Genomic DNA, 19852 nt, shown 5'->3' with positions numbered 1-19852 from the left:
TCAAATGCTTAACGCCGGGACTCAAATTCCGACTGAAGTTGCATGGCGTGCCCTGCGTCACAGTGGATGGCATCGACATTGACACTGTCCTTGTTATAGTTGGCCGGTTCATATCATAAGAATCTTTCTAAGCGCGCCCGCGCCTTCTGCTTGAGGATGACTGCCGTGTCCGACTACAAAGCCTTCCGCGTCGAGTTGGCAGATAAGATCGCCCATGTCGTGATCAATCGCCCGGAAAAAGTCAACGCGATGAACGCCGATTTCTGGTCGGAGATCATCGAGATATTCCGCTGGGCCGATGCCACCGACGAGGTGCGGGTGGTGGTCCTGTCAGGGGCCGGCAAGCATTTCTCGTCCGGCATCGACCTGATGCTGCTGGCCCAGGTCGGCAGTCAGCTGGGCAAGGACGTCGGTCGCAATGCCGAGGCGCTGCGCCGCAAGATCCTCGAACTGCAGGCCTCCTTCAATGCCGTCGACCGCTGCCGCAAGCCGGTGCTGGCGGCGATCCAGGGTTACTGCCTGGGCGGCGCCATCGACCTGATCGCCGCCTGCGACATGCGCTACGCCAGCGTCGATGCGCAGTTCTCGATCAAGGAAATCGACATCGGCATGGCCGCCGATGTCGGCACGTTGCAGCGCCTACCGCGCATCATTGGCGACGGCATGATGCGCGAGTTGGCGTACACCGGGCGGACCATCGACGGCGAAGAGGCCCACCGCATCGGCCTGGTCAACCGCACCTTCGGTGATGCCTCGGCGCTGCTCGACGGGGTGATGGACATCGCCCGCGAGATCGCCGCCAAGTCGCCGATCGCCGTGCGCGGTACCAAGGAGATGATCCGCTACATGCGTGACCATCGGGTCGACGATGGCCTGGAGTACGTCGCCACCTGGAACGCCGCGATGCTGCAGTCCGTCGACCTGCGGGTGGCCATGGCCGCCCACATGAGCAAGCAGAAGCCGGAGTTCGCCGACTGATGCGCTGTCCGCGATCCTCTTCTCTATCGGCGCGGGAGGCGCATTAGCCCATGGTTTCAGGAGCCACGTCGCTGAGCCTGGTGCGTGATGAGCTGTTCACCACCATGGAGGAGGCCGAGTCCAGCCTGGAGCAGTTCATCGCCGAGCGTGACAACGGCAGCCTGTTGCAGCAGGCGGTGGAGGGCCTGCAGCAGGTGCGCGGCGCGCTCAACCTGATCGAACTGACCGGGGCGGAGCTGCTGGCCCAGGAAGTGCTCGACCAGGCCACCGATATTCCCGCCGGCGCCGGCAGCGAGCGCGACGTGCAGCTTTCGGCACTGAGCAATGCCCTGCACGTGCTGCGCCGCTATCTGGAGAGCGTCGACGCCAACCGCCAGGAGATGCCCGAGCTGCTGTTGCCGGCGATCAACGACCTGCGTCAGGCCGGTGGTCAGCCCGGGCTGCCCGAGAGCTTCTTCTTCAGCGTGCGCCTCGACCAGCAGCGCCCGCATCGTGACGCGCCAGCCCTCGATGCGGCGGCCAGGGCCGTCGAGGCCAAGCGTCTGCGGCATATGTACCAAGTGGGCCTGCTCGGCTTCATCCGCGAGCAGAATCCCAAGGCCAGCCTGAAACTCATGGCGCGTGCGATGAACCGTCTGGACGGCCTGTATGGCGGTGAGCCGCGCGGGCGTCTGTGCTGGATCGCCGCGGCGGCCCTGGAGGCCCAGGTCGACGGCCGCATGCTGGCGCGAAAGTCGCGCAAGCAGCTGTTCTCCAGAGTCGACCGCGAACTCAAGTCGATGCTGGCCAACGAGCAGCATGAGACCTCACGCAGCCTGCTCAAGGAGCTGCTCTATCTGGTCGCCCTGGGCGACAGTCGTGGGCCCACAGTCACGCCGGTGCGGGAAGTCTTCGGCCTCACGCCCTTGCCATTCACCGATCACCTGCTGGAGGAGGAGTACCGGCGCCTGGCCGGTCCCGGTCAGGCGGTGATGCGCTCGCTCAGTTCGGCGATTCGCGAAGAGCTGACCGGTCTCAAGGACATGCTCGATCTGATCGAGCGCGGCACGGTGCAGGCCGAGAGCCTAAGCAGTCTGCACGCCTTGCTCGGCAAGCTGAGCAAGACCCTCGCCATGGTCGGCCTCAGCTCGGCCGGCAACTCGCTGGCGGCGCAACTGCAGACGGTTGCCGGCTGGCGCGAGGAGGTGGTGCCGCCGACTGCCGAGCTGAACCGCTTGGCCGAAGCGGTGCTCTATGTCGAAGGCATGGTGGCCAGCCTGGAGAGCGGCGAACGCCGCGACAGCCGTCCGGCCCAGGCGAAACCGGGGCACGAGGCCGAATCCTTCGCCCTGCACCAGCTCAACGAGGCGCGCATCGTGGTGGTGGACGAGGCCCGTGCCGGCCTGGCCCTGGCCAAGCGCGCGATCACCGCCTACCTGGAGTCGAGCGGCGACCGCATGCACCTGTCCAATGTGCCGTTCAGCCTGCAGGCGGTGCGCGGGGGGCTGTGGTTCCTCGGTCAGGAGCGCGCTGCAGAACTGGTCGGCGCCTGCGCCGAGTACATTCAGCGGCAGATGCTCGACACCCCGCAGATGCCATCCGAGCAGATGCTGGAAACCCTGGCCGACGCCCTGAGCAGCCTGGAGTACTACCTGGAAGCCGGCGCAGTGTTGCGCCCGGAGACCCAGCCGAGCGTGCTCGACCTGGCTGCCGACAGCGTTCGCGCCCTTGGCATGAAGGTGGCCGTCTAGATGAGCCGGCACTGGCAGCCGGCCCTGCTCGACAGTCGGCAGCCCGGCGGCTGGGCGCTGCTGCACTGCCAGCAGCAGTTCCTCGGCGACAGCAACGGCCTGCTGTTTCCCCGTCACTGGCTGAAGCAGCAGGATCTGCCCATTGTCGCCGAACATGGCATCGGTCATTTCGATGGTGAGGCGGTCTACCTGCTGGAGCTGGAGCAGCCGCTGCTACTGCCCGGTTGTGCCTGGCAGAGCCTGCGCCAGGTCATGCTGCAAGGCGAGGAGGACATCTTCCGCCTGCTCAGCTACGCCACCCAGATCGGCACCTGGGCCCGTCAGCATCGCTTCTGCGGCAGCTGCGGCGGAGCCATGCAGGCGTTGGCGGGGGAGCGGGCGATGCATTGCCCGCGTTGCGAGGTGCGGCACTACCCGCGCCTATCGCCGAGCATGATCGTATTGGTCACCCGCGGCGACGAAGTGCTTCTGGCCCGTTCGCCACGCTTCGTCAGCGGCGTCTACAGCACCCTGGCTGGGTTCGTCGAGGCTGGCGAGTCGGTCGAGCAGTGCGTTGCCCGCGAGGTGCGCGAGGAGGTCGGTGTCGAGGTCCGCAACCTGCAGTACCTGGGCAGCCAGGGCTGGCCTTTCCCGCACTCGCTGATGCTGGGTTTCCACGCCGAGTACGCCGGCGGTGAGATCGTCATGCAGGTGGAGGAGATCGAGGACGCCCAGTGGTTCAGTGTGCACAGCCTGCCACCCCTGCCGGCGCCACGCTCCATCGCCCGCTACCTGATCGACCTCTACGTCGCTCGCCGTCTAGGCCTGCCCGAACCAGTGCTGCCAGGCTAGGCGCGCGGTCAGCGCCAACACCACCAGGATGAACACCGGGCGGATGAACTTCGAGCCGCCGCCGATCGCCGTGCGCGCGCCGAGATAGGCGCCGGCCATCAGCGCCACGCCCATGCTCAGCCCGAGCACCCAGGCCACCTGTCCGGTGCCGATGAAGACCACTAGGGCGCAGGCATTGCTGACGAAGTTCATGCTGCGCGCCACGCCGCTGGCGCGCAGCAGGTCCAGGGGGTAGAGCAGCAGGTTGCTGACCGTCCAGAAGGCACCGGTGCCCGGGCCGGCTATGCCATCGTAGAAGCCCAGTCCCAGGCCCTGTGGCCACTGACGACCGCGGGCCGGTGGCGCCGGGGCGTCCCCCGAGGCCTCCGGCGCTCGGCCGAACAGCAGATAGAGTCCGCAGGCGAACACCACTGCAGGCAGTAGCTGATTCAGCCAGGCCGCCGGCATCCAGTGGGCGACGGCGGCGCCGAGCAGGGCGCCGATGGCCGTGCCGATCAGGGCGTTGCGCCACTGCGCCGGGGCGAACAGCTTGCGCCGGTAGAAGGTGTAGCTGGCCGTGGCCGCGCCGAAGGTGGCGCACAGCTTGTTGGTGCCCAGCACCAGGTGGGGCGGCAGACCGGCGGTCAGCAGGGCCGGGATGGTCAGCAGGCCGCCGCCACCGGCGATGGCGTCGATAAAGCCGGCGGTGAAGGCGACCAGGGCGAGAATGGCCAGTACGCTCGGGTCGACGGCCAGCTCGAATGGAAGGGGCATAAAAAGACGACCTGTGTCCTATTGTGCGGCGCGCGCGCTGTTCGCGACGCGGCCCGGCAGCGCATAATGCCGGCATTTCCCGGTAGAAGGAATGGAATCTATGCAGTACGACGGTCTGGCATGGGCGACCGCATTACTGGCGCTGCTGGCGATAGCGGTGGCCGTGCGCATCCTGTTCGGCGGACGCTGGTTGCTCGGCTGGTTACGCGGCACCTGCGGCCTGGCGTTCGTCGCCTTGTCCGGGGTGGTCGGCCTGGTGGCCTATGACCTGTCCAGCTACGAGCCGATCGCGGAAGGCAAGCCCCTGGTGACGCTGACATTCCAGGCCGATGGGGCGGCCTATCGGGCCAGCCTGCTGGAGGGCCGTCGCGAGCGCAGTTTCACCTTCCAGGGCGATCTGTGGCAGCTGGATGCGCGGCTCCTGCAGTGGAAGGGGCTGGCTGCGTTGATCGGCCTGCAGCCGGGCTACCGCCTGGAAAAGCTGTCGGGACGTTTCCTCACCATCGAGCAGCAGTCGCAGGCCCAGCATGCCCGGGTCGAATTGGCGCGCAGCCCCTATGGGGTGGACCTGTGGCGTTGGCTGCGGCTGGGCCAACATGACTTGTTCATGTTCGATCCCCAGGCGCTGCGCGTGACCTACCTGCCGGTGGCTGACGGCGCGGTGTACGCCGTCAGCCTGACGTCGACCGGTCTGCTGGCGGAGCCGCTGAACCAGGCAGCCAAACAGGCGTTGCAGGACTGGCAGTAGACTCCTGAGCAGGAATCGAAAAAGGGACCCTAGGGTCCCTTTTTTTCGTGGCTTGGAATCAGCTCAGGAGAGGAAGCCGCCATCGACATTGAGCGCCACCCCGGTGGTGTAGCTGGAAGCATCGCTGGCCAGGTACAGAACGGCGCCGGCCATCTCGCTGGGAGCGGCGACGCGCTTGAGCGGGATGCGTTGCAGGGCGATATTGAGAATGGCGTCGTTCTGGGTCAGCGCCGAGGCGAACTTGGTATCGGTCAGGCCAGGCAGCAAGGCGTTGCAGCGGATGCCGAACTGCGCGCACTCCTTGGCGAACACCTTGGTCATGCTGATCACCGCGGCCTTGGTCACAGAATAGATGCCCTGGAACTCGCCGGGCGACACGCCGTTGATCGAGGCGACGTTGATGATGCTGCCGCCACCATTCTGTTTCATCAGCTTGCCGCCTTCGATCGACATGAAGTAGTAGCCGCGGATGTTCACGTCGACGGTCTTCTGGAAGGCCGACAGGTCGGTGTCGAGCACGTTGCAGAACTGCGGATTGGTGGCCGCGTTGTTGACCAGGATGTCGAGGCGGCCGAATTGCTCGCGGATCTGCGCGAAGACGCCTTGAATCTGCTCCATCTCGCCGATATGGCAGGGGATGGCGGTGGCCTGGCCGCCGTCGGCGATGATCGCGTCGGCGACCGCCTGGCAGCCGTCGAGCTTGCGGCTGGAGACGATCACGTGGGCGCCTTGCTGGGCCAGCAGCTTGGCGATGGCCTCGCCTATGCCGCGGCTGGCGCCGGAGACGAAGGCGATCTTGCCGTCGAGGTCGAACAGTTGGGTCTTGGACATGCGCTTTCCCTTCTTCTAAAGGTGCCGAGGCGGATTACAGCTGCGACTGGTTGATGACTTGCAGGCTCATTTGCTCCAGCAGTTTGTTCATCTGAACGAACTGGGCGAAGCGGGGGTCCCTGGTCTGGCCGTGGTAATAGCGGTAGTAGATCTGCTGGACGATGCCGGCCAGGCGGAACAGCCCGTAGGTGTAGTAGAAGTCGATGCAGTCGATCTTTATGCCGGCGCGTTCGGCGTAGTACTCGACGAACTCCCGGCGGCTGAGCATGCCGGGGGCGTTGCTCGGCTGGCGGCGCATCAACTGAACGGGGGCTGGATCGTCGGCCTCAATCCAGTAGGCCAGGGTATTGCCCAGGTCCATCAGTGGATCGCCGATGGTGGTGAGTTCCCAGTCCAGCACGCCGATGATCTGCATGGGGTTGCGCGGGTCGAGAATCACGTTGTCGAAGCGGTAGTCGTTATGCACGATGCCCGGCTTGTGATGGTCGGCCGGCCGCTTTTCCTTAAGCCAGGCCATGACCGGCTGCCATAGCGGGGCATCGGGGGTCAGGGCTTTCTCGTAGCGCTCGCTCCAGCCGCGGATCTGGCGTTCCACGTAACCTTCGGGCTTGCCCAGGTCTGCCAGGCCGCAGGCCTGGTAATCGACGTTGTGCAGTTCGACCAGCTTGTCGATGAAGCTCTTGCACAGGGTGCGGGTCTTGTCGGCGTCGAGGTTCAGCTCGGCCGGCATGTCCGAGCGCAGGATGATGCCGTTGACCCGCTCCATCACGTAGAACTCGGCGCCGATCACCGATTCGTCGGTGCAGTGCAGGTAGGCCTTCGGGCAATAAGGGAAGCCGGCATTGAGACGATTGAGGATACGGTATTCGCGGCCCATGTCGTGGGCCGACTTGGCCTTGTGACCGAACGGCGGGCGACGCAGGACCAGTTCCTTTTCCGGGTATTCGAGCAGGTAGGTGAGGTTCGAGGCGCCGCCGGGAAACTGGCTGATCCGTGGCGTGCCGCTCAGGCCAGGAATCTGCGCCTTGAGGTAAGGGTCGATGATGCCGGCGTCGAGCTCTTCGCCCTCACGGATACCGGTCGACTGGTCAGTAAGCGCCATGTTCATCCCTTCTGCTTATAATCGTTGGCCTGGATCATTGGCTAATCTAATGCTGTGTCTCGGCCGCCTCAAGCGCGACACGCCTTTATAGGCGGGCGTGTTGCCGGGCAATCAAGCTGCCTGATTCGCGGCAAGCGGCTGGACGCCAGGCAAAAAAAACCGGAGCCATGGACTCCGGTTTCTCGTGCGACTGGATAAGTGCCCAGGCTTAGACCGGGAACAGCTCGCCCAGCTTCATCGCCAGCATCATGTCGCCTTCGGCGCGCAGCTTGCCGGCCATGAAGGCCTGCATGCCATCGGTCTCGCCGCTGGTGATGCCCTTCAGGGTCTCGGTGTCCATGATCAGGGTCACGTTGGGGTTCTCGGCGTCACCTTGCTGCACGTCGCAGGTGCCGTCCTTGACCACCAGGTAGTGGTTCTCGCCGTCTTCGATGTTGAACTGGAATACCAGGTCCAGGCCCGCGGCGGCACCGGCGTTGAACTTGGACTGCATGGTTTGGACGATGTCTGCAACGCTCATGGTTTCTTCCTTTGTTTTCAGTTTTTCTCGCGCCCTGTCGGGCGCAGTGGGCCGGTACTCAGCGAAAGGTGATGAGTTCCGGCGCCTTCAACAGCTGCAAGTGCGCATGGCTGTTGAAGGAAGCCAGGCTCACCTGGTTGCCGCGAAATTTCAGGCAACTCAGGGAGGTATTGACGATCTGCCAGTTCAGCTCGAAGGCCCTGTCCGGCGCCACGCCGGTAACCAGGTGCAGCAGCGCGGTAATGGTACCGCCGGAGGTGAACAGGGCGATGTTCTGTCCGCGCTCGGCCTTTTCCAGCAGGCGGGCAAAGCCGGCCTGCACCTGCTCGACAAAGCCTGGCCAGCTCTGCAGGCCGGGCTGGTCGTAGTCACCGGAAAGCCAGCGGCCGATCACCAGAGCGAATAGGCGCTGGAACTCGGCGCGGTTCTGCGCGGCGTTGCGCATCACCTGCAGGGCTTCGGGTTGTTCGGGGAGCAAGTCGGGGAGCAGGGCGCGGATCACCGCATCGGCATCGAACTCGTTGAATGCTGCATCGATTTCCAGCGGCGGTACGGCGATTCCCGCTTCGCTCAATCGGCTCATGGCGGCGTTGGCGGTATGCTGTTGCCGGCGCAGGTCACCGCTGATGCTGCGGTCCAGGCGCAAACCAAGCTCGGCAAGGTGCGCGCCCAGCACTTCGGCCTGGCGGATGCCGATGGGCGACAGCACGTCGTAATCGTCGGCGCCAAACGAGGCTTGACCATGTCGGATCAGGTAGATGCTGCCCACGTCCGCTGCTGTCCCGGTGCGGTGAAAGTCTCGCGAGGTTATGGGGAACGCAGGGGGCTGTCAACGAAAAAACATACGCTTGTTTGAATTGTCCGCTGCGTCGTCGAGGCTCGGGCGAGGCAGGTGGCCGGCGGCTGGCGGCGTCGGTATGCTTGAGCGTCACGGGCGCGGCGCGAGGCCAAGCACTGGAATGGACAACGAGGGGGATGGACGTGGAGTTTCTGGCTGATTACGCGGGCTTTCTGGCTAAGGTGGTGACCCTGGTGGTCGCCGTGCTGGTGTTGCTGGCGGCAGGCGTCGCGTTGCGCGGCAAAGGGCGCAAGGCTCCCGGGCAGCTGCAGGTGGACAAGCTCAACGACTTCTACAAGGAGCTGCGCCAGCGCCTGGAGCAGGCGGTGCTGGACAAGGACCAGCTCAAGAGCCTGCACAAGGCCGAGGCCAAGGCGGAGAAACTGGCGAAGAAATCCGCCGGGCACAAGTCGCGGGTCTTCGTGCTGGACTTCCATGGAGACCTCAAGGCTTCTGCCGTCGACCAGCTGCGGCATGAGGTCACCGCCGTGCTGAGCATGGCCAAGCCGCAGGACGAGGTGGTTGTGCGCCTGGAGAGTGGCGGGGGCATGGTGCACAGCTATGGCCTGGCCGCCTCGCAACTGGCGCGGATTCGCGAGGCGCGGGTGCCCCTGACCGTGTGCATCGACAAGGTCGCGGCCAGCGGCGGCTACATGATGGCCTGCGTCGGTGAGAAGATCATCTCCGCGCCCTTCGCCATTCTCGGCTCGATCGGCGTGGTGGCGCAGCTGCCCAACGTGCACCGCCTGCTGAAGAAGCACAACATCGACTTCGAGGTGCTTACCGCTGGTGAGTACAAGCGCACCCTGACGGTCTTCGGTGAGAACACCGAGAAGGGGCGGGAGAAGTTCCAGGACGACCTGGAAAGCATCCACGAGCTGTTCAAGGGCTTCGTTTCCCGTTATCGCCCGCAACTGCGGATCGACGAAGTCGCCACGGGCGAAGTCTGGCTGGGTTTGGCGGCGCTGGAGAAGGAACTGGTCGATGAGCTCAAGACCAGCGATGAATACCTCGCCGCACGGGCCAGGGAGGCCGAGCTGTACCACCTGCACTTCGTCGCCAGAAAGAGCCTGCAGGAGCGCATCGGCCTGGCGGCCGGCATGGCCCTGGATCGTTTCCTGCTGAACTGGCTCAGTCGCCTCAACCAGCAGCGCTTCTGGTAATCCATTTTCTGTCACAGGAGTATCGACATGGGTAAGTTCTTGGCATTGCAGGCTTGCGAAGGCCTGGCGGGTGAGTTCGAGCAGGCGATAGTCGAGCGTGACACCAGCGAGTTACCCGCCGGAGAGCTGCTGATTCGGGTCCAGTACTCTTCGTTGAACTACAAGGATGCGTTGTCCGCCAGCGGCAATCGCGGGGTGACCAAGCAGTTCCCCCATACGCCGGGCATCGATGCCGCCGGCGTGGTCGAGGAATCCAGCGTCGCCGAGTTCGGTGCTGGCGATGAGGTGATTGTCACCGGCTACGACCTGGGTATGAATACGGCGGGAGGCTTCGGCCAGTACATCCGCATTCCCGCGGCCTGGGCGCTCAAGCGTCCCAAGGGTCTGTCTCTGCGCGAGGCCATGGTGCTCGGTACCGCCGGCCTGACCGCGGCGCTGTGTGTCGACAAGCTGGAGCAGGCAGGCGTCAGCCCGGATGCCGGGCCCATTCTGGTCACCGGCGCCACTGGGGGCGTGGGCAGCGTCGCGGTGGCCCTGCTGGCCAAGCTGGGCTTCCAGGTGGCGGCATCCACCGGCAAGGCGGAGCAAGGTGAGTTCCTGAAGAAGCTGGGCGCCGAGCGCATCGTGCTGCGCAGCGAGCTGCAGGAGGGCGGCGAGCGTCCGATGCTCAAGGAGCAGTGGGCCGGCGCGGTGGATACCGTGGGCGGCGACATCCTGTTCAATGTGGTCAAGGCCTTGCGCTACGGCGGCAGTGTCGCCTGTTGCGGCCTGACGGCCGGAGTCGCCTTCAAGGGCAACGTGCTGCCGTTCATCCTGCGCGGGGTCAACCTGCTCGGTGTCGACTCGGTGGAGTTGCCCCTGGTGGTCAAGGCATCCATGTGGGACAAGCTGTCGCTGCAATGGAAGCTCGAGGGCCTGGAGCAACTGGTCACAGAGGTCAGCCTGGCGCAACTGCCGGAAGCCATCGGGCGGATACTCGGCGGCCAGCAGGTTGGCCGTGTGCTGGTCAAGCTCGACTGATTGATGCCGTGAAGAAAAGAGGCCCGGTTCGACCGGGCCTCTGCGTTTCAGGCCTGGCTGATGTGCGGCGTGATGTCGCCGCGAGATACCGTTTTATCGCTGGCATAGGCAGTGCCCAGAGCCTTTGCGAGCCGCGCCGGGCCATGGTGTTGCCAGGGCGAAAGTCGACCAATTGCGACGCGATGCGGGGCAGCGTCAGGGCCTGAAACGAAGAAGCCCCGCAAGGCGGGGCTTCTTCGTATGGCGGATCGATCAGGCGCGGCGGCGGAACAGCGGCAGCGGCTGGTCGCTGGAGGCCTGATACACCTCGCTGAACTCCTCGAACGCCTTCAGGGCATCCTGCGGGTCTTTGTCTTCACGCAAGGCGAAGGCATCGAAGCCGCAGCGCTTGAGGGCGAACAGCTGGTCTCGCAGGATGTCGCCGATGGCACGTACTTCGCCCTTGTAGCCATAGCGGGTGCGCAGCAGGTAGGCAGTGGAGCAGTGACGGCCATCGGTGAAGGCCGGAAAGTTCAGGGCGATCACCTGGAAGTTGTCCAGCTGATCGGCGATCTCCTCGATCTCCTCGCCAGCTTCCAGCCATACGCCCAGGCCGCCGTCGCGGGCCTTCAGGGCATGGCCATGATCGACCCACATGGCCAGGGGCACGATCAGGTCGTCGCAGTTGGGCAGTTCGTCGAAGCTGGCGTCCTTGGGCAGCAGGTGCCAGGTTTCGTCGACTATCTGGCCGTTCTTAATGATTCGCTGCATATACGCGCTCCTTGAACGGTGCGACACCGACACGACGGAAGGTGTCGAGGAAACTTTCTTCTTCGCTGCGTTGCTCGACATAGACCTTGATGATCTTGTCGATCACGTCCGGCATGTCGTCCTGGGCGAAGGCCGGGCCGAGGATCTGCGCCAGGCTGGCGTCGCGACCGGAGCTGCCGCCGAGGGAGACCTGGTAGAACTCCTGGCCCTTCTTGTCCACGCCGAGGATGCCGATATGGCCGACATGGTGATGGCCGCAGGCGTTCATGCAGCCGGAGATGTTCAGGTCGATGTTGCCGATGTCGAACAGGTAGTCGAGATCGTCGAAGCGGCGCTGGATGGCCTCGGCTACCGGGATCGACTTGGCGTTGGCCAGGGAGCAGAAGTCGCCGCCCGGGCAACAGATGATGTCGGTCAGCAGGCCGACGTTCGGCGTGGCGAAGCCCTGCTCGCGCAGTTCGCCCCAGAGGGTGAACAGCTGCGCCTGTTCGACATCGGCGAGGATGATGTTCTGGTTATGGCTGTTGCGCACCTCGCCGAAGCTGTAGCGGTCGGCCAGGTCGGCGATGGCGTCCAGCTGCTTGTCGGTGACGTCGCCCGGAGCGACCCCGGTTGGCTTGAGTGACAGGGTCACGGCGACATAGCCGGGCTTCTTGTGGGCGAAGGTATTGCGCTGGCGCCAGCGGGCGAAGCCCGGGTGCTCGCTGTCGAGCTGTGCCAGGCTGGCCTCCTGGTCCTGCAGGTCCCGGTAGTCCGGGTCGACGAAATGGGCGGCAACGCGGGCCACTTCGGCTTCGGTCAGGGTGGTGGGCCCGTCCTTCAGGTGCGCCCACTCGGCGTTGACGCGCTCGGCGAACACCTCGGGCGTCAGGGCCTTGACCAATATCTTGATGCGCGCCTTGTACTTGTTGTCGCGGCGACCGTAGCGGTTGTAGACCCGCAGGATGGCATCGAGGTAGCTGATCAGGTGCTGCCAGGGCAGGAACTCGTTGATGAAGCTGCCGACCACCGGGGTACGACCGAGGCCGCCGCCGACCGACACGCGGAAACCCAGCTCGCCGGCGTCGTTCTTCACCGCTTCCAGGCCGATGTCATGTACTTCAATCGCGGCGCGGTCGCTGACGGCGCCGTTCACTGCGATCTTGAACTTGCGTGGCAGGTGGGTGAATTCGGGGTGGAAGGTCGACCACTGGCGAATGATCTCGCACCAGGGGCGCGGATCGACGATCTCGTCCTTGGCCACGCCGGCGAACTGGTCGGTGGTGGTGTTGCGGATGCAGTTGCCACTGGTCTGGATCGCGTGCATCTGCACGGTGGCCAGCTCGGCGAGAATCTCCGGCACATCTTCCAGCTCCGGCCAGTTGAACTGGACGTTCTGCCGGGTGCTGATATGGGCGTAGCCCTTGTCGTAGTCGCGCGCGATCTTGGCCATCATGCGCACCTGCGCCGAGGACAGCAGGCCGTAGGGCACGGCGACGCGCAGCATCGGCGCATAGCGCTGAATGTACAGGCCATTTTGCAGGCGCAGCGGGCGGAACTCTTCGCCGCTCAGCTCGCCAGCCAGATAACGGCGGGTTTGATCACGGAACTGCTTGACGCGGTCCTCGATGATGGTTTGGTCGTACTGGTCGTATACGTACATGAAGGGTCCTGTTATCAGGCTGCTTGCAGCAAATCAGCGCGCACGGCCGCGCTCTCCGTAAGGAGTCGGGGGAAGATACCAGCTCAGGGTTATGCGCAAAAGTGATGTTTGAGTATATGGAAAGAACCTTTAACGCTAAGTAGAGGGGGAGCATAACCCCACCGCTTGAGCATGGCGTTGCGCTGGTCTTAACTGCAGGGGCAAACCGACCATAAGCACAAAAAGGGGCTAGCCAATGACCGAACACACCCAGCCGGACAACCGCGACAGCGTCGTCGACGCCAGGGCCATTTTCGTCCTGATCCTGATAGTCGTCGGTACTGCGGTTTTCTGGGTCAGCCAGCAATAGTTGTCGTGGGGGCAGGGCGGGTTTCCGGGTTTGGCAGCCAGCCCTGTTTGGCGCGTCTGACGGGAGGTGGCACGCTGCCTCCAACCCTGCCTTTATACTGAGCGCGGTTATTTTTGGGGCGCGCAGCATGGTCGTATCAGGGGTGAGGGTTTTCTTCGTCATCGCGTTGGCCGCTGTGCTGGGCATGGCGCAAGCTGCAACCGAGAAAGGCGGCTCCGGGGGATCGGATGCCTCCGTCGTGTTTCTCAATCCGGGCTATTCCAAGGAACCGTTCTGGGTCGGCTACAGCGATTTCATGCAGGCGGCTGCCGACAGCCTTGGTATGCGCCTGCGCGTGATCTACGGCGAACGAGATCGCGAGCGACTGCTGAACAACGCGCGGCAGGTGCTGGCCGAACCCGAGCAACCGGACTACCTGATCTTCGTCAATGAAATGTATACCGGGCCGGAGTTGCTCCGACTGTTCGCAAACAGCCCCGTCAGGCTGTTCGCCCTGCACAGCACTCTGACGCCCGAGCAACAGGGGCTGATGGGCGGTACGCGCGAGCGTTACCGGCACTGGATCGGCAGCCTGATCCCCAATGATCGCGAGGCCGGCTACCTCATGGGCAAGGCTTTGATCGCCAAGCTCGATGGCCGTCCCGCGCAGATGCTGGCGTTTTCCGGTGTCCGCCATACCCCTTCCGCCACCCTGCGGGAGGAAGGGCTGCACCGGGCCCTGGCGGAGCATCCTGAAGTCAAGCTGCGGCAACTGGTCTACGGCGAGTGGGCCCGTCAGCGTGCTTACCAGCAGGCGTTGTTGCTATTGCCGCGTTACGCCGATACGCAGTTGGTGTGGGCCGCAAATGATGAAATGGCCTTCGGCGCGATGCGCGCGGCGCAGGAGCTTGGCCGGCAGCCGGGCAAGGACCTGCATTTTTCCGCATTGAACAACTCGCAGGAGGTGCTCCAGGCGCGGGCTTCGGGCCAGTTGGCGGCGCTGGTGGGCGGGCATTTCACCCTGGGCGGCTGGGCCATGGTGCTGCTGCATGACTACCATGCCGGAGAGGATTTCGCGCAGCGGGGCGGCAAGGACCGCGTCGATCCGGTGTTCAGCCTGCTCGACGCCGAGCAGGCTGCGGTCCTGTCGAAGCGACTGCAGGTGCCGGGCTACGGAATCGATTTTCGCAAGTTCAGTGCCCTCCAGCAGCCCGGCATGACCAACTACAGCTTCTCGGTGCAGCCGTTGCTGGAGTGATCATGGGGCGGCGAAGTGCAGCACCAACTTGGTGACGGCAACCAGCAGCAGTACGAATGCCAGAGTGCAGAGCACGCCGAGGATGATGAAGTGGCTCGGTTTGCCGCGACTGAAGTCCCGGGCCCGCTGCTTGCTGCTCTGAACGCCAAAGGCGGCGGCCAACACGCTGCGCAGCATTTCCCGCCAAGTCAGAGGTCGTGCGTCCTGGTCGTGCTTGTCGGTCATGGTCCCCTCCCGGTATCCAGCATGGGTGTTGCGCCCTGAGCCATCGTCGCGCCTTTGCGCAGCCGGCGCGCCTGGGCGTGCCGGGCGCAATTCCGGATAGCTGCGCGGCCCTAACCAATCACCGGATTACAGCGTACTTCGCTCTTTACCGAGTTGGCGATAAAGCATTCGTCATGGGCCTTGTGATGCAGGGCCAGAAGTTGCTCGATACTCGGCTGCTGTTCGCCAGCGAAGGTGGTGCGTGGGCGCAACTCGACTTCGGTCATGGCCAGTCGACCCTCGGCATTTCTGGCCATGATCCCGAGGGGCTGGTCTTCGTAGCGATCTACCTGAAACCCCTGGGCGGCGGCCAGCGACAGGAACCACAGCATGTGGCAGCTCGATAGTGATGCAACGAAGGCCTCTTCCGGGTCAACCGCCCGGGCGTCAGACCAGGGCAGCGGCACGATGTGGGGCGAAGAGGACGCGGGCACCTCCAGGCCACCATCGAAGTGCCAGCGGTGGGCGCGGCTGTAGCGATTATCGAGGAAGCTTTGGTCGGCACGTTCCCATACGACCTGGACACTGTATTCGGTCATTCCCTGTACCTTCATGAGCATTGCGGGCGGTCATTATTGCCAGGGATCGGAGGCTTTGCCAGCCGTCGATCCTCAGTTGGCGGAAACGCTGGCCAGGCTGGTCGCGAGCAGGTCGAGGCGCGTCTATGCTTTCGCAGAGGGCTCTGCTAGACGCCTGGAAGCAGCTATAGTCTCAGCCGGAACGCTATGACATGCAGGGGGCGTGCGTTTGATTTCCACTCCGCTAGCGTCAGCGCTTGAATCGATCATTCGCCGCCATCTTCCCGAGGCATTGCGCGAGTTGCTTCAGGCGCTCAGCCAGGCCTTGGTCGATCAGGACTGCAGGGAGCTGTCCAATCAGGACGTGCAGGCCTGCGAGGACTTCCTGCGCTACTGCAAGGTTCAGGGCAAGCAAGTACTGGTGAGCACTTGCTCGTCGGTTCTTCGCTGCCTGTCACCGGAGAGCGCGGATGAGTCGACGATGCCGGGCAATCTCAGCGCATGGCGCCTGGTGGACGACGAGGAGGTCGAGGACCTATTGATGGCTCGACGTGTCGTCGGCCGCTTGCGGGAGAATGTTGGCGAGCTCGAAGGGCGCGTTTGTGGTTGTTTCAATCGTCTGGTCGGCCATTATGTGGCGGATGCCGACCACCCATTGTCGCTGGAATTCCTGCTGCGCCAGCTTCAGGCCGGACTCCAGATGCGCATACAGCCTTTGCCCGTTCGAGTCCTGTTCCAGGCGGAGGCCAGTCGCGTTTTAGCCACGGCTCTGTTGCCATACCTGCAGGCCCTGGTAGCCGAGTTCGACGCCGCCCAGGTGCAGCCGCTGGCGCAACCAAAACTATTGGTAGCTGTGCCTCAGGCACCGCGTACGATTTCCACCGCAGATTCCGAGGCCACCTACCGGGCCATTCGGCACCTGCGCCGTGCGGTTTCGACAGAGCTGTCGGGCGCGATGGAGCTGGAACAAGAGGTAAGCCCCGTCCCGGTCGTGGAAGCGCTGACCGGGCTGCTCAGTCAGCGAGCCCCGAAAGGTGGTTGGGCGGCCGAGGCAGTGTTGGCGCGGCTCGACCAGCAAGGCTGCGCTTTGACCCCTCGTCAGCACGAGGATGCCCATCTGGTAAGCGAGGTGTTCCAGGCGCTGAGTCGACAGGCCGAGGTGGCGCCGACACTGCAGCCGGTGTTGCAGCGTCTGCTGTTGCCGGTCCTGACCGCCACCTTGCAGGAGCCTGGGGCTATCGCCGATGCCGGGCATCCGGTGCGGGCGTCACTCGATCGCATCTTGCGCCTGTGTGATTACTGTGAGCCGCCGAACAAGGTGCTCGAGGCCCGTTTGGAACAGCTGGTGGAGCGCATCGCAGGTGAATATCGCGGAGATTTAGCGGCATTCACCGCCTGCGATGCCGAGCTGGATGAGCTGCTGAACATGCAGCAACGTGCCTATCGCCGCAGCGCCGAGCGCGTGATGCAGTCGCATCGCGGTCGCGACATTCTGGAGACCGCGCAGCGCAAGGTAGCCATCAAGCTGGCCCGGCTATGCGGCAAACAGGTTCCCAAGGTCATGCTGGAGTGGCTGGACGTCGGTTGGCGCGATTTGCTGGTTCACGAAGAGCTCAGCGCAGGCAGTGACAAGGACACCTGGAGGGGCGATTCGGCCCTCACGGAGTTGCTCATGCAGCGCCTGCGCGAGGCCGAAGCTGCGCAAGGTGATGCCAGTCAGGCGGGCTGGGCCTATGAGATCGAGCACTTGCTGAAGGTGCTGCGTCGGCGCATGGACGAGTTCAGCGTCGGGCATTTTCAGCACGCCTCGGTACTGGTGCGGATGCGTGAGCAACTGTTCGGTATGAAACCTGTGGAGCTGGTTGCGCCCCCTCGCTTGTCCAAGCCTAAACCGGCGATGCCCAGCGCCTTGCTGCGTTGGCGTGAGCAGATCGAGGGGTTGAAGCAGGGCGATTGGCTGCGTACCGCTGACGGCCAGCCTCTGCAGCTGATCTGGCGCAATGCGCAGATGGATCACTATGTACTCGTCGACGCACAGGGAAGCGAGAAGGGCAGCTATGGCCTGGCCGGCCTGGCCAGGGAGCTCGCCGAAGGTGCGCTGCTGGTCGGCGACAAGGGTGGGGCGGATGAGGGCCTGGTCCAGCGTACCCTGCAGGACATGGTGGGCAAGCTCTATCGCGAGATAGCCCATGCCCGCAGTCATGACGAGCTCACCGGTCTGCTCAATCGGCGTAGCTTCGAAGGGGCGCTGGCGGAAAGCCTGTCCGCCAGCGTGGCGCCGTCCTTCCTGATGGCGCATATCGACCAGTTCAGCCTGATCAATGGCCATGCCGGGCCTGTGGCTGGGGACGCCTGCCTGCGGCAGATCGCCAGCCGACTGAGTGAATATCTGCCTGCTGCCAGCTGCATGGCGCGTGTCGGCGGGGTGGAGTTCGCCGCGGTTTTGCCGGCTTGCGCAGAGAAACGCGCCGCCGAGCTTGGCGAGGCGCTACGGCTGGGTATCGAAGCCGAGGGCTTCGAATGGCAGGGTCACAAGCATGGTTTGACGCTGAGCATCGGCGTAGTCGAGGCCGCCGAGCGGCACGATGTCGCCAATCTGTTCTTCGACCTGCAGAGTGCTTGCAACAGTGCCAAGGAGGGCGGGCGCAACCGTGTGCATTGTTTCAATTCGGCGCAAGACGATAGTCATGCCGGCCTGCTGGCGATTGCCGCGCGGGTCGATGATATCGTCGAGCGCGAGGATCTCTCGCTGCGCGTGCAGCAGATTGCCCCGGCGTCGCCCGACTCCCAGGAGCTGCCGCATTACGAGTTGCTGCTGGTAATGCAGAACGAGCTGTCCCTGCAGGATTTCATCGCGGCGGCCGAACGCTACCATCGCATGACCAAGGTCGATCGCTGGGTGCTCAGGCGGATATTCATCGAGCTGGAGCGTCATCCGCAGCTGTGGGAGCGTTGCTCTGGCCTTTCTATCAATCTGTCTGGCAGCAGCTTGAACGACGACAGGTTGCTGGGGTTCATCGAAAGCCTGTTCGAGCGCTACGCCGTCGATCCGCGCCGCATCTGTTTCGAGCTGACCGAGACGGCCGCCGTCGCCAACCTTGCCAAGACCGCCGACCTGGTACGCCATCTGCAGCGCTCCGGCTGCACATTCTCGATCGACGACTTCGGCGTCGGGTTCTCCTCCTTCGACTACCTCAAGCGCCTGCCAGTGGACTACGTGAAGATCGACGGCAGCTTCGTCAAGGAAATCGAGCGCTCGCCGAGCGATCTGGCCATGGTCCGCTCGATCAACGAGATCGCCCATGCCCTTGGGCGGCGAACGGTCGCCGAGTACGTCGAGACCCCTTCGATACGTGCTCGATTGGCGGAGATGGGCGTGGATTACGTGCAGGGCTACGGCGTACAGATGCCGAGGCAGTTGCATGACTGGCTGGAGGAGGAGGCGCGGGTACTCGCCCCCTGTTGAGCGAAGCAAGAGCTCCAGGCGCCTTGAGGTGTTCCGCGAGGCGGGCGGTTCGACTCAGTCTGAGCGTCGCTGGCGGGGGGCAGCGCTGCGGCCCGGGCGCGAAGCTGGCCGCAGCCGCCGTCGATATCCTGACCGGCCGAGTTGCGCACCTTGGTCAGCACGCCCCGGCTGTGCAGGTAGCGGACGATCTGTACGATGCGATCCCCTTCGGGGCGCTGGAACTCGTCGGCTTCCAGGCTGTTGTAGGGGATCAGGTTGAGCACGGCGAACTTGCCTTTGAACAGGCGCAGGATGCCGTCCATTTCTTCCTGGCTGTCATTGATGCCCTTGAGCAGGGTCCATTGGTACTGGATCGGATAGTCGACCGTGCGGGCATAAGCCTCGCCCAGTTCGACCAGCTCCTCAGGATCGATCTGCGGCGCCCGCGGCAACAACTGTCGGCGCAGCTCGGCGTCGGTGGTGTGCAGGGAAAGCGCCAGCGCCGGCTTGATCCGCTGCTGGGGCAGGCGCTCGAATACTCGCATGTCGCCGACCGTGGAAAACACCAGGTTCTTGTGGCCGATGCCGCCTTCGCTGCCGAGCAGGTCGATGGCCTCCAGCACGTTGTCGAGGTTGTGCGCCGGCTCGCCCATGCCCATGAACACCACCTTCTTGACGCTGCGAAAGCGCCTGGCCAGCGCCACCTGGGCGACGATTTCGGCGCTGCTCAGCTGGCGCAGCAAGCCGCTCTTGCCGGTCATGCAGAACACGCAACTAACCGCACAACCGACCTGGCTCGAGACGCACAGGCCATCGCGGGGCAACAGCACGCTTTCCACCATCTGGCCGTCGCCCAGCTCCACCAGCAGCCGCGCCGAGCCGTCGCCGCCCGGATGCTCGGAACTCAGCCGGGCCAGCGCTGCGAGCCGCTGAGTCAGCTCCGGCAAGCCTTGGCGCACGCTGAGCGGCAGAAAGTTCTCGCTGGGCTGATTACGCGTACCGCTGTCCAGCGGCTTGCCTTGGAGCCAGGCACGAATGATCCGCCCGGAATGCTGGGGCTTGGCGCCGAGGTCGGCGAGCTGTTGGCTGAGGTCGTGGATATGCATGGCGCGCGAATGCTACCACCGGGCAGC

Annotated in this window: 17 protein-coding genes and 1 pseudogene; 8 read left to right on the top strand and 10 right to left on the bottom strand. The window is 64.2% G+C overall.

The features are described 5' to 3' along the window. Positions 1-165: 165 nt before the first annotated feature. The 3 genes from LPB260_RS16975 to nudC are packed head-to-tail and all read left to right on the top strand — an operon-like array spanning position 166 to position 3539. Positions 166-978 (top strand): crotonase/enoyl-CoA hydratase family protein, encoded by an 813-nt coding sequence (locus LPB260_RS16975; RefSeq protein ID WP_208706981.1) that lies wholly within the window; start codon positions 166-168, stop codon positions 976-978. 50 nt (positions 979-1028) lie between these two features. Next, the gene (locus LPB260_RS16970; RefSeq protein ID WP_208706980.1) at positions 1029-2708 is read left to right on the top strand and encodes a ferrous iron transporter B; all 1680 of its coding nucleotides are present in this window, start codon (positions 1029-1031) and stop codon (positions 2706-2708) included. After that, positions 2709-3539 carry an NAD(+) diphosphatase gene (gene nudC, locus LPB260_RS16965; RefSeq protein WP_208706979.1) on the top strand — a complete coding sequence of 277 codons (831 nt, stop codon included), beginning with the start codon at positions 2709-2711 and terminating at the stop codon, positions 3537-3539. Here nudC and LPB260_RS16960 read toward each other — a convergent pair. Further along, entirely contained in the window at positions 3507-4292 is a 786-nt protein-coding gene (locus tag LPB260_RS16960; protein WP_208706978.1) for a TSUP family transporter, read from the bottom strand. The two genes, nudC and LPB260_RS16960, sit on opposite strands and share 33 nt — an antisense overlap. A 100-nt stretch (positions 4293-4392) precedes the next feature. Here LPB260_RS16960 and LPB260_RS16955 point away from each other — a divergent pair, with 100 nt between their 5' ends. Continuing rightward, on the top strand, positions 4393-5040 hold the full coding sequence (locus LPB260_RS16955; protein ID WP_208706977.1) for a hypothetical protein: 648 nt from the start codon (positions 4393-4395) through the stop codon (positions 5038-5040). A 63-nt stretch (positions 5041-5103) separates the two neighbouring features. Here the strand turns inward: LPB260_RS16955 and LPB260_RS16950 are convergent, their stop codons facing one another. The 4 genes from LPB260_RS16950 to LPB260_RS16935 form a co-directional block, all read right to left on the bottom strand. Then, the gene (locus LPB260_RS16950; RefSeq protein ID WP_208706976.1) at positions 5104-5871 is read right to left on the bottom strand and encodes an SDR family oxidoreductase; all 768 of its coding nucleotides are present in this window, start codon (positions 5869-5871) and stop codon (positions 5104-5106) included. Positions 5872-5905: 34 nt separating this feature from the next. Beyond that, entirely contained in the window at positions 5906-6973 is a 1068-nt protein-coding gene (locus LPB260_RS16945; RefSeq protein ID WP_208706975.1) for a phosphotransferase family protein, read from the bottom strand. Positions 6974-7181: 208 nt separating this feature from the next. Then, positions 7182-7493, bottom strand: a complete 312-nt coding sequence (locus tag LPB260_RS16940) for an SCP2 sterol-binding domain-containing protein (RefSeq protein WP_208706974.1) — start codon at positions 7491-7493, stop codon at positions 7182-7184. Between the two features lie 58 nt (positions 7494-7551). Further along, on the bottom strand, positions 7552-8262 hold the full coding sequence (locus tag LPB260_RS16935; protein WP_208706973.1) for a histidine phosphatase family protein: 711 nt from the start codon (positions 8260-8262) through the stop codon (positions 7552-7554). A 212-nt stretch (positions 8263-8474) separates the two neighbouring features. On the opposite strand from LPB260_RS16935, the gene sohB reads away from it, so the two are divergent. Beyond that, complete coding sequence (gene sohB, locus LPB260_RS16930) at positions 8475-9494, top strand: protease SohB (protein ID WP_208710015.1); 1020 nt, start codon at positions 8475-8477, stop codon at positions 9492-9494. Between the two features lie 27 nt (positions 9495-9521). Then, positions 9522-10514, top strand: coding sequence for a YhdH/YhfP family quinone oxidoreductase (locus LPB260_RS16925; protein WP_208706972.1), 993 nt, complete (start codon positions 9522-9524; stop codon positions 10512-10514). 252 nt (positions 10515-10766) lie between these two features. Here LPB260_RS16925 and LPB260_RS16920 read toward each other — a convergent pair whose 3' ends face one another. Beyond that, positions 10767-11264: a DUF934 domain-containing protein gene (locus tag LPB260_RS16920; protein ID WP_208706971.1), complete on the bottom strand. Its 498-nt coding sequence runs from the start codon at positions 11262-11264 to the stop codon at positions 10767-10769. Further along, positions 11248-12906 (bottom strand): nitrite/sulfite reductase, encoded by a 1659-nt coding sequence (locus LPB260_RS16915; RefSeq protein WP_208706970.1) that lies wholly within the window; start codon positions 12904-12906, stop codon positions 11248-11250. Before LPB260_RS16915 ends, LPB260_RS16920 begins: the two co-directional genes overlap by 17 nt. 533 nt (positions 12907-13439) lie before the next feature. Here LPB260_RS16915 and LPB260_RS16910 point away from each other — a divergent pair. Further along, a complete protein-coding gene (locus LPB260_RS16910; RefSeq protein WP_208710013.1) occupies positions 13440-14492 on the top strand; it encodes an ABC transporter substrate-binding protein in 1053 nt (350 codons plus the stop codon). Here LPB260_RS16910 and LPB260_RS16905 read toward each other — a convergent pair whose 3' ends face one another. Then, the gene (locus tag LPB260_RS16905; RefSeq protein WP_208706969.1) at positions 14493-14717 is read right to left on the bottom strand and encodes a DUF2970 domain-containing protein; all 225 of its coding nucleotides are present in this window, start codon (positions 14715-14717) and stop codon (positions 14493-14495) included. It abuts the gene before it with no gap. A gap of 110 nt (positions 14718-14827) precedes the next feature. Then, complete coding sequence (locus LPB260_RS16900) at positions 14828-15295, bottom strand: OsmC family protein (RefSeq protein WP_208706968.1); 468 nt, start codon at positions 15293-15295, stop codon at positions 14828-14830. A gap of 202 nt (positions 15296-15497) precedes the next feature. On the opposite strand from LPB260_RS16900, the gene LPB260_RS16895 reads away from it, so the two are divergent. Then, on the top strand, positions 15498-18740 hold the full coding sequence (locus tag LPB260_RS16895) for a DUF1631 family protein (RefSeq protein WP_208706967.1): 3243 nt from the start codon (positions 15498-15500) through the stop codon (positions 18738-18740). 89 nt (positions 18741-18829) lie between these two features. On the opposite strand, the pseudogene LPB260_RS16890 reads toward LPB260_RS16895, so the two are convergent. After that, positions 18830-19825 (bottom strand): annotated as a pseudogene (locus LPB260_RS16890) (RNA methyltransferase); the annotation flags it as partial. Between the last annotated feature and the right edge of the window lie 27 nt (positions 19826-19852).

The organism is Pseudomonas sp. LPB0260 (assembly GCF_013388395.1).
The sequence above is the reverse complement of the archived record's forward strand: the minus strand, read 5'-3'. Positions and strand labels throughout refer to the sequence as shown.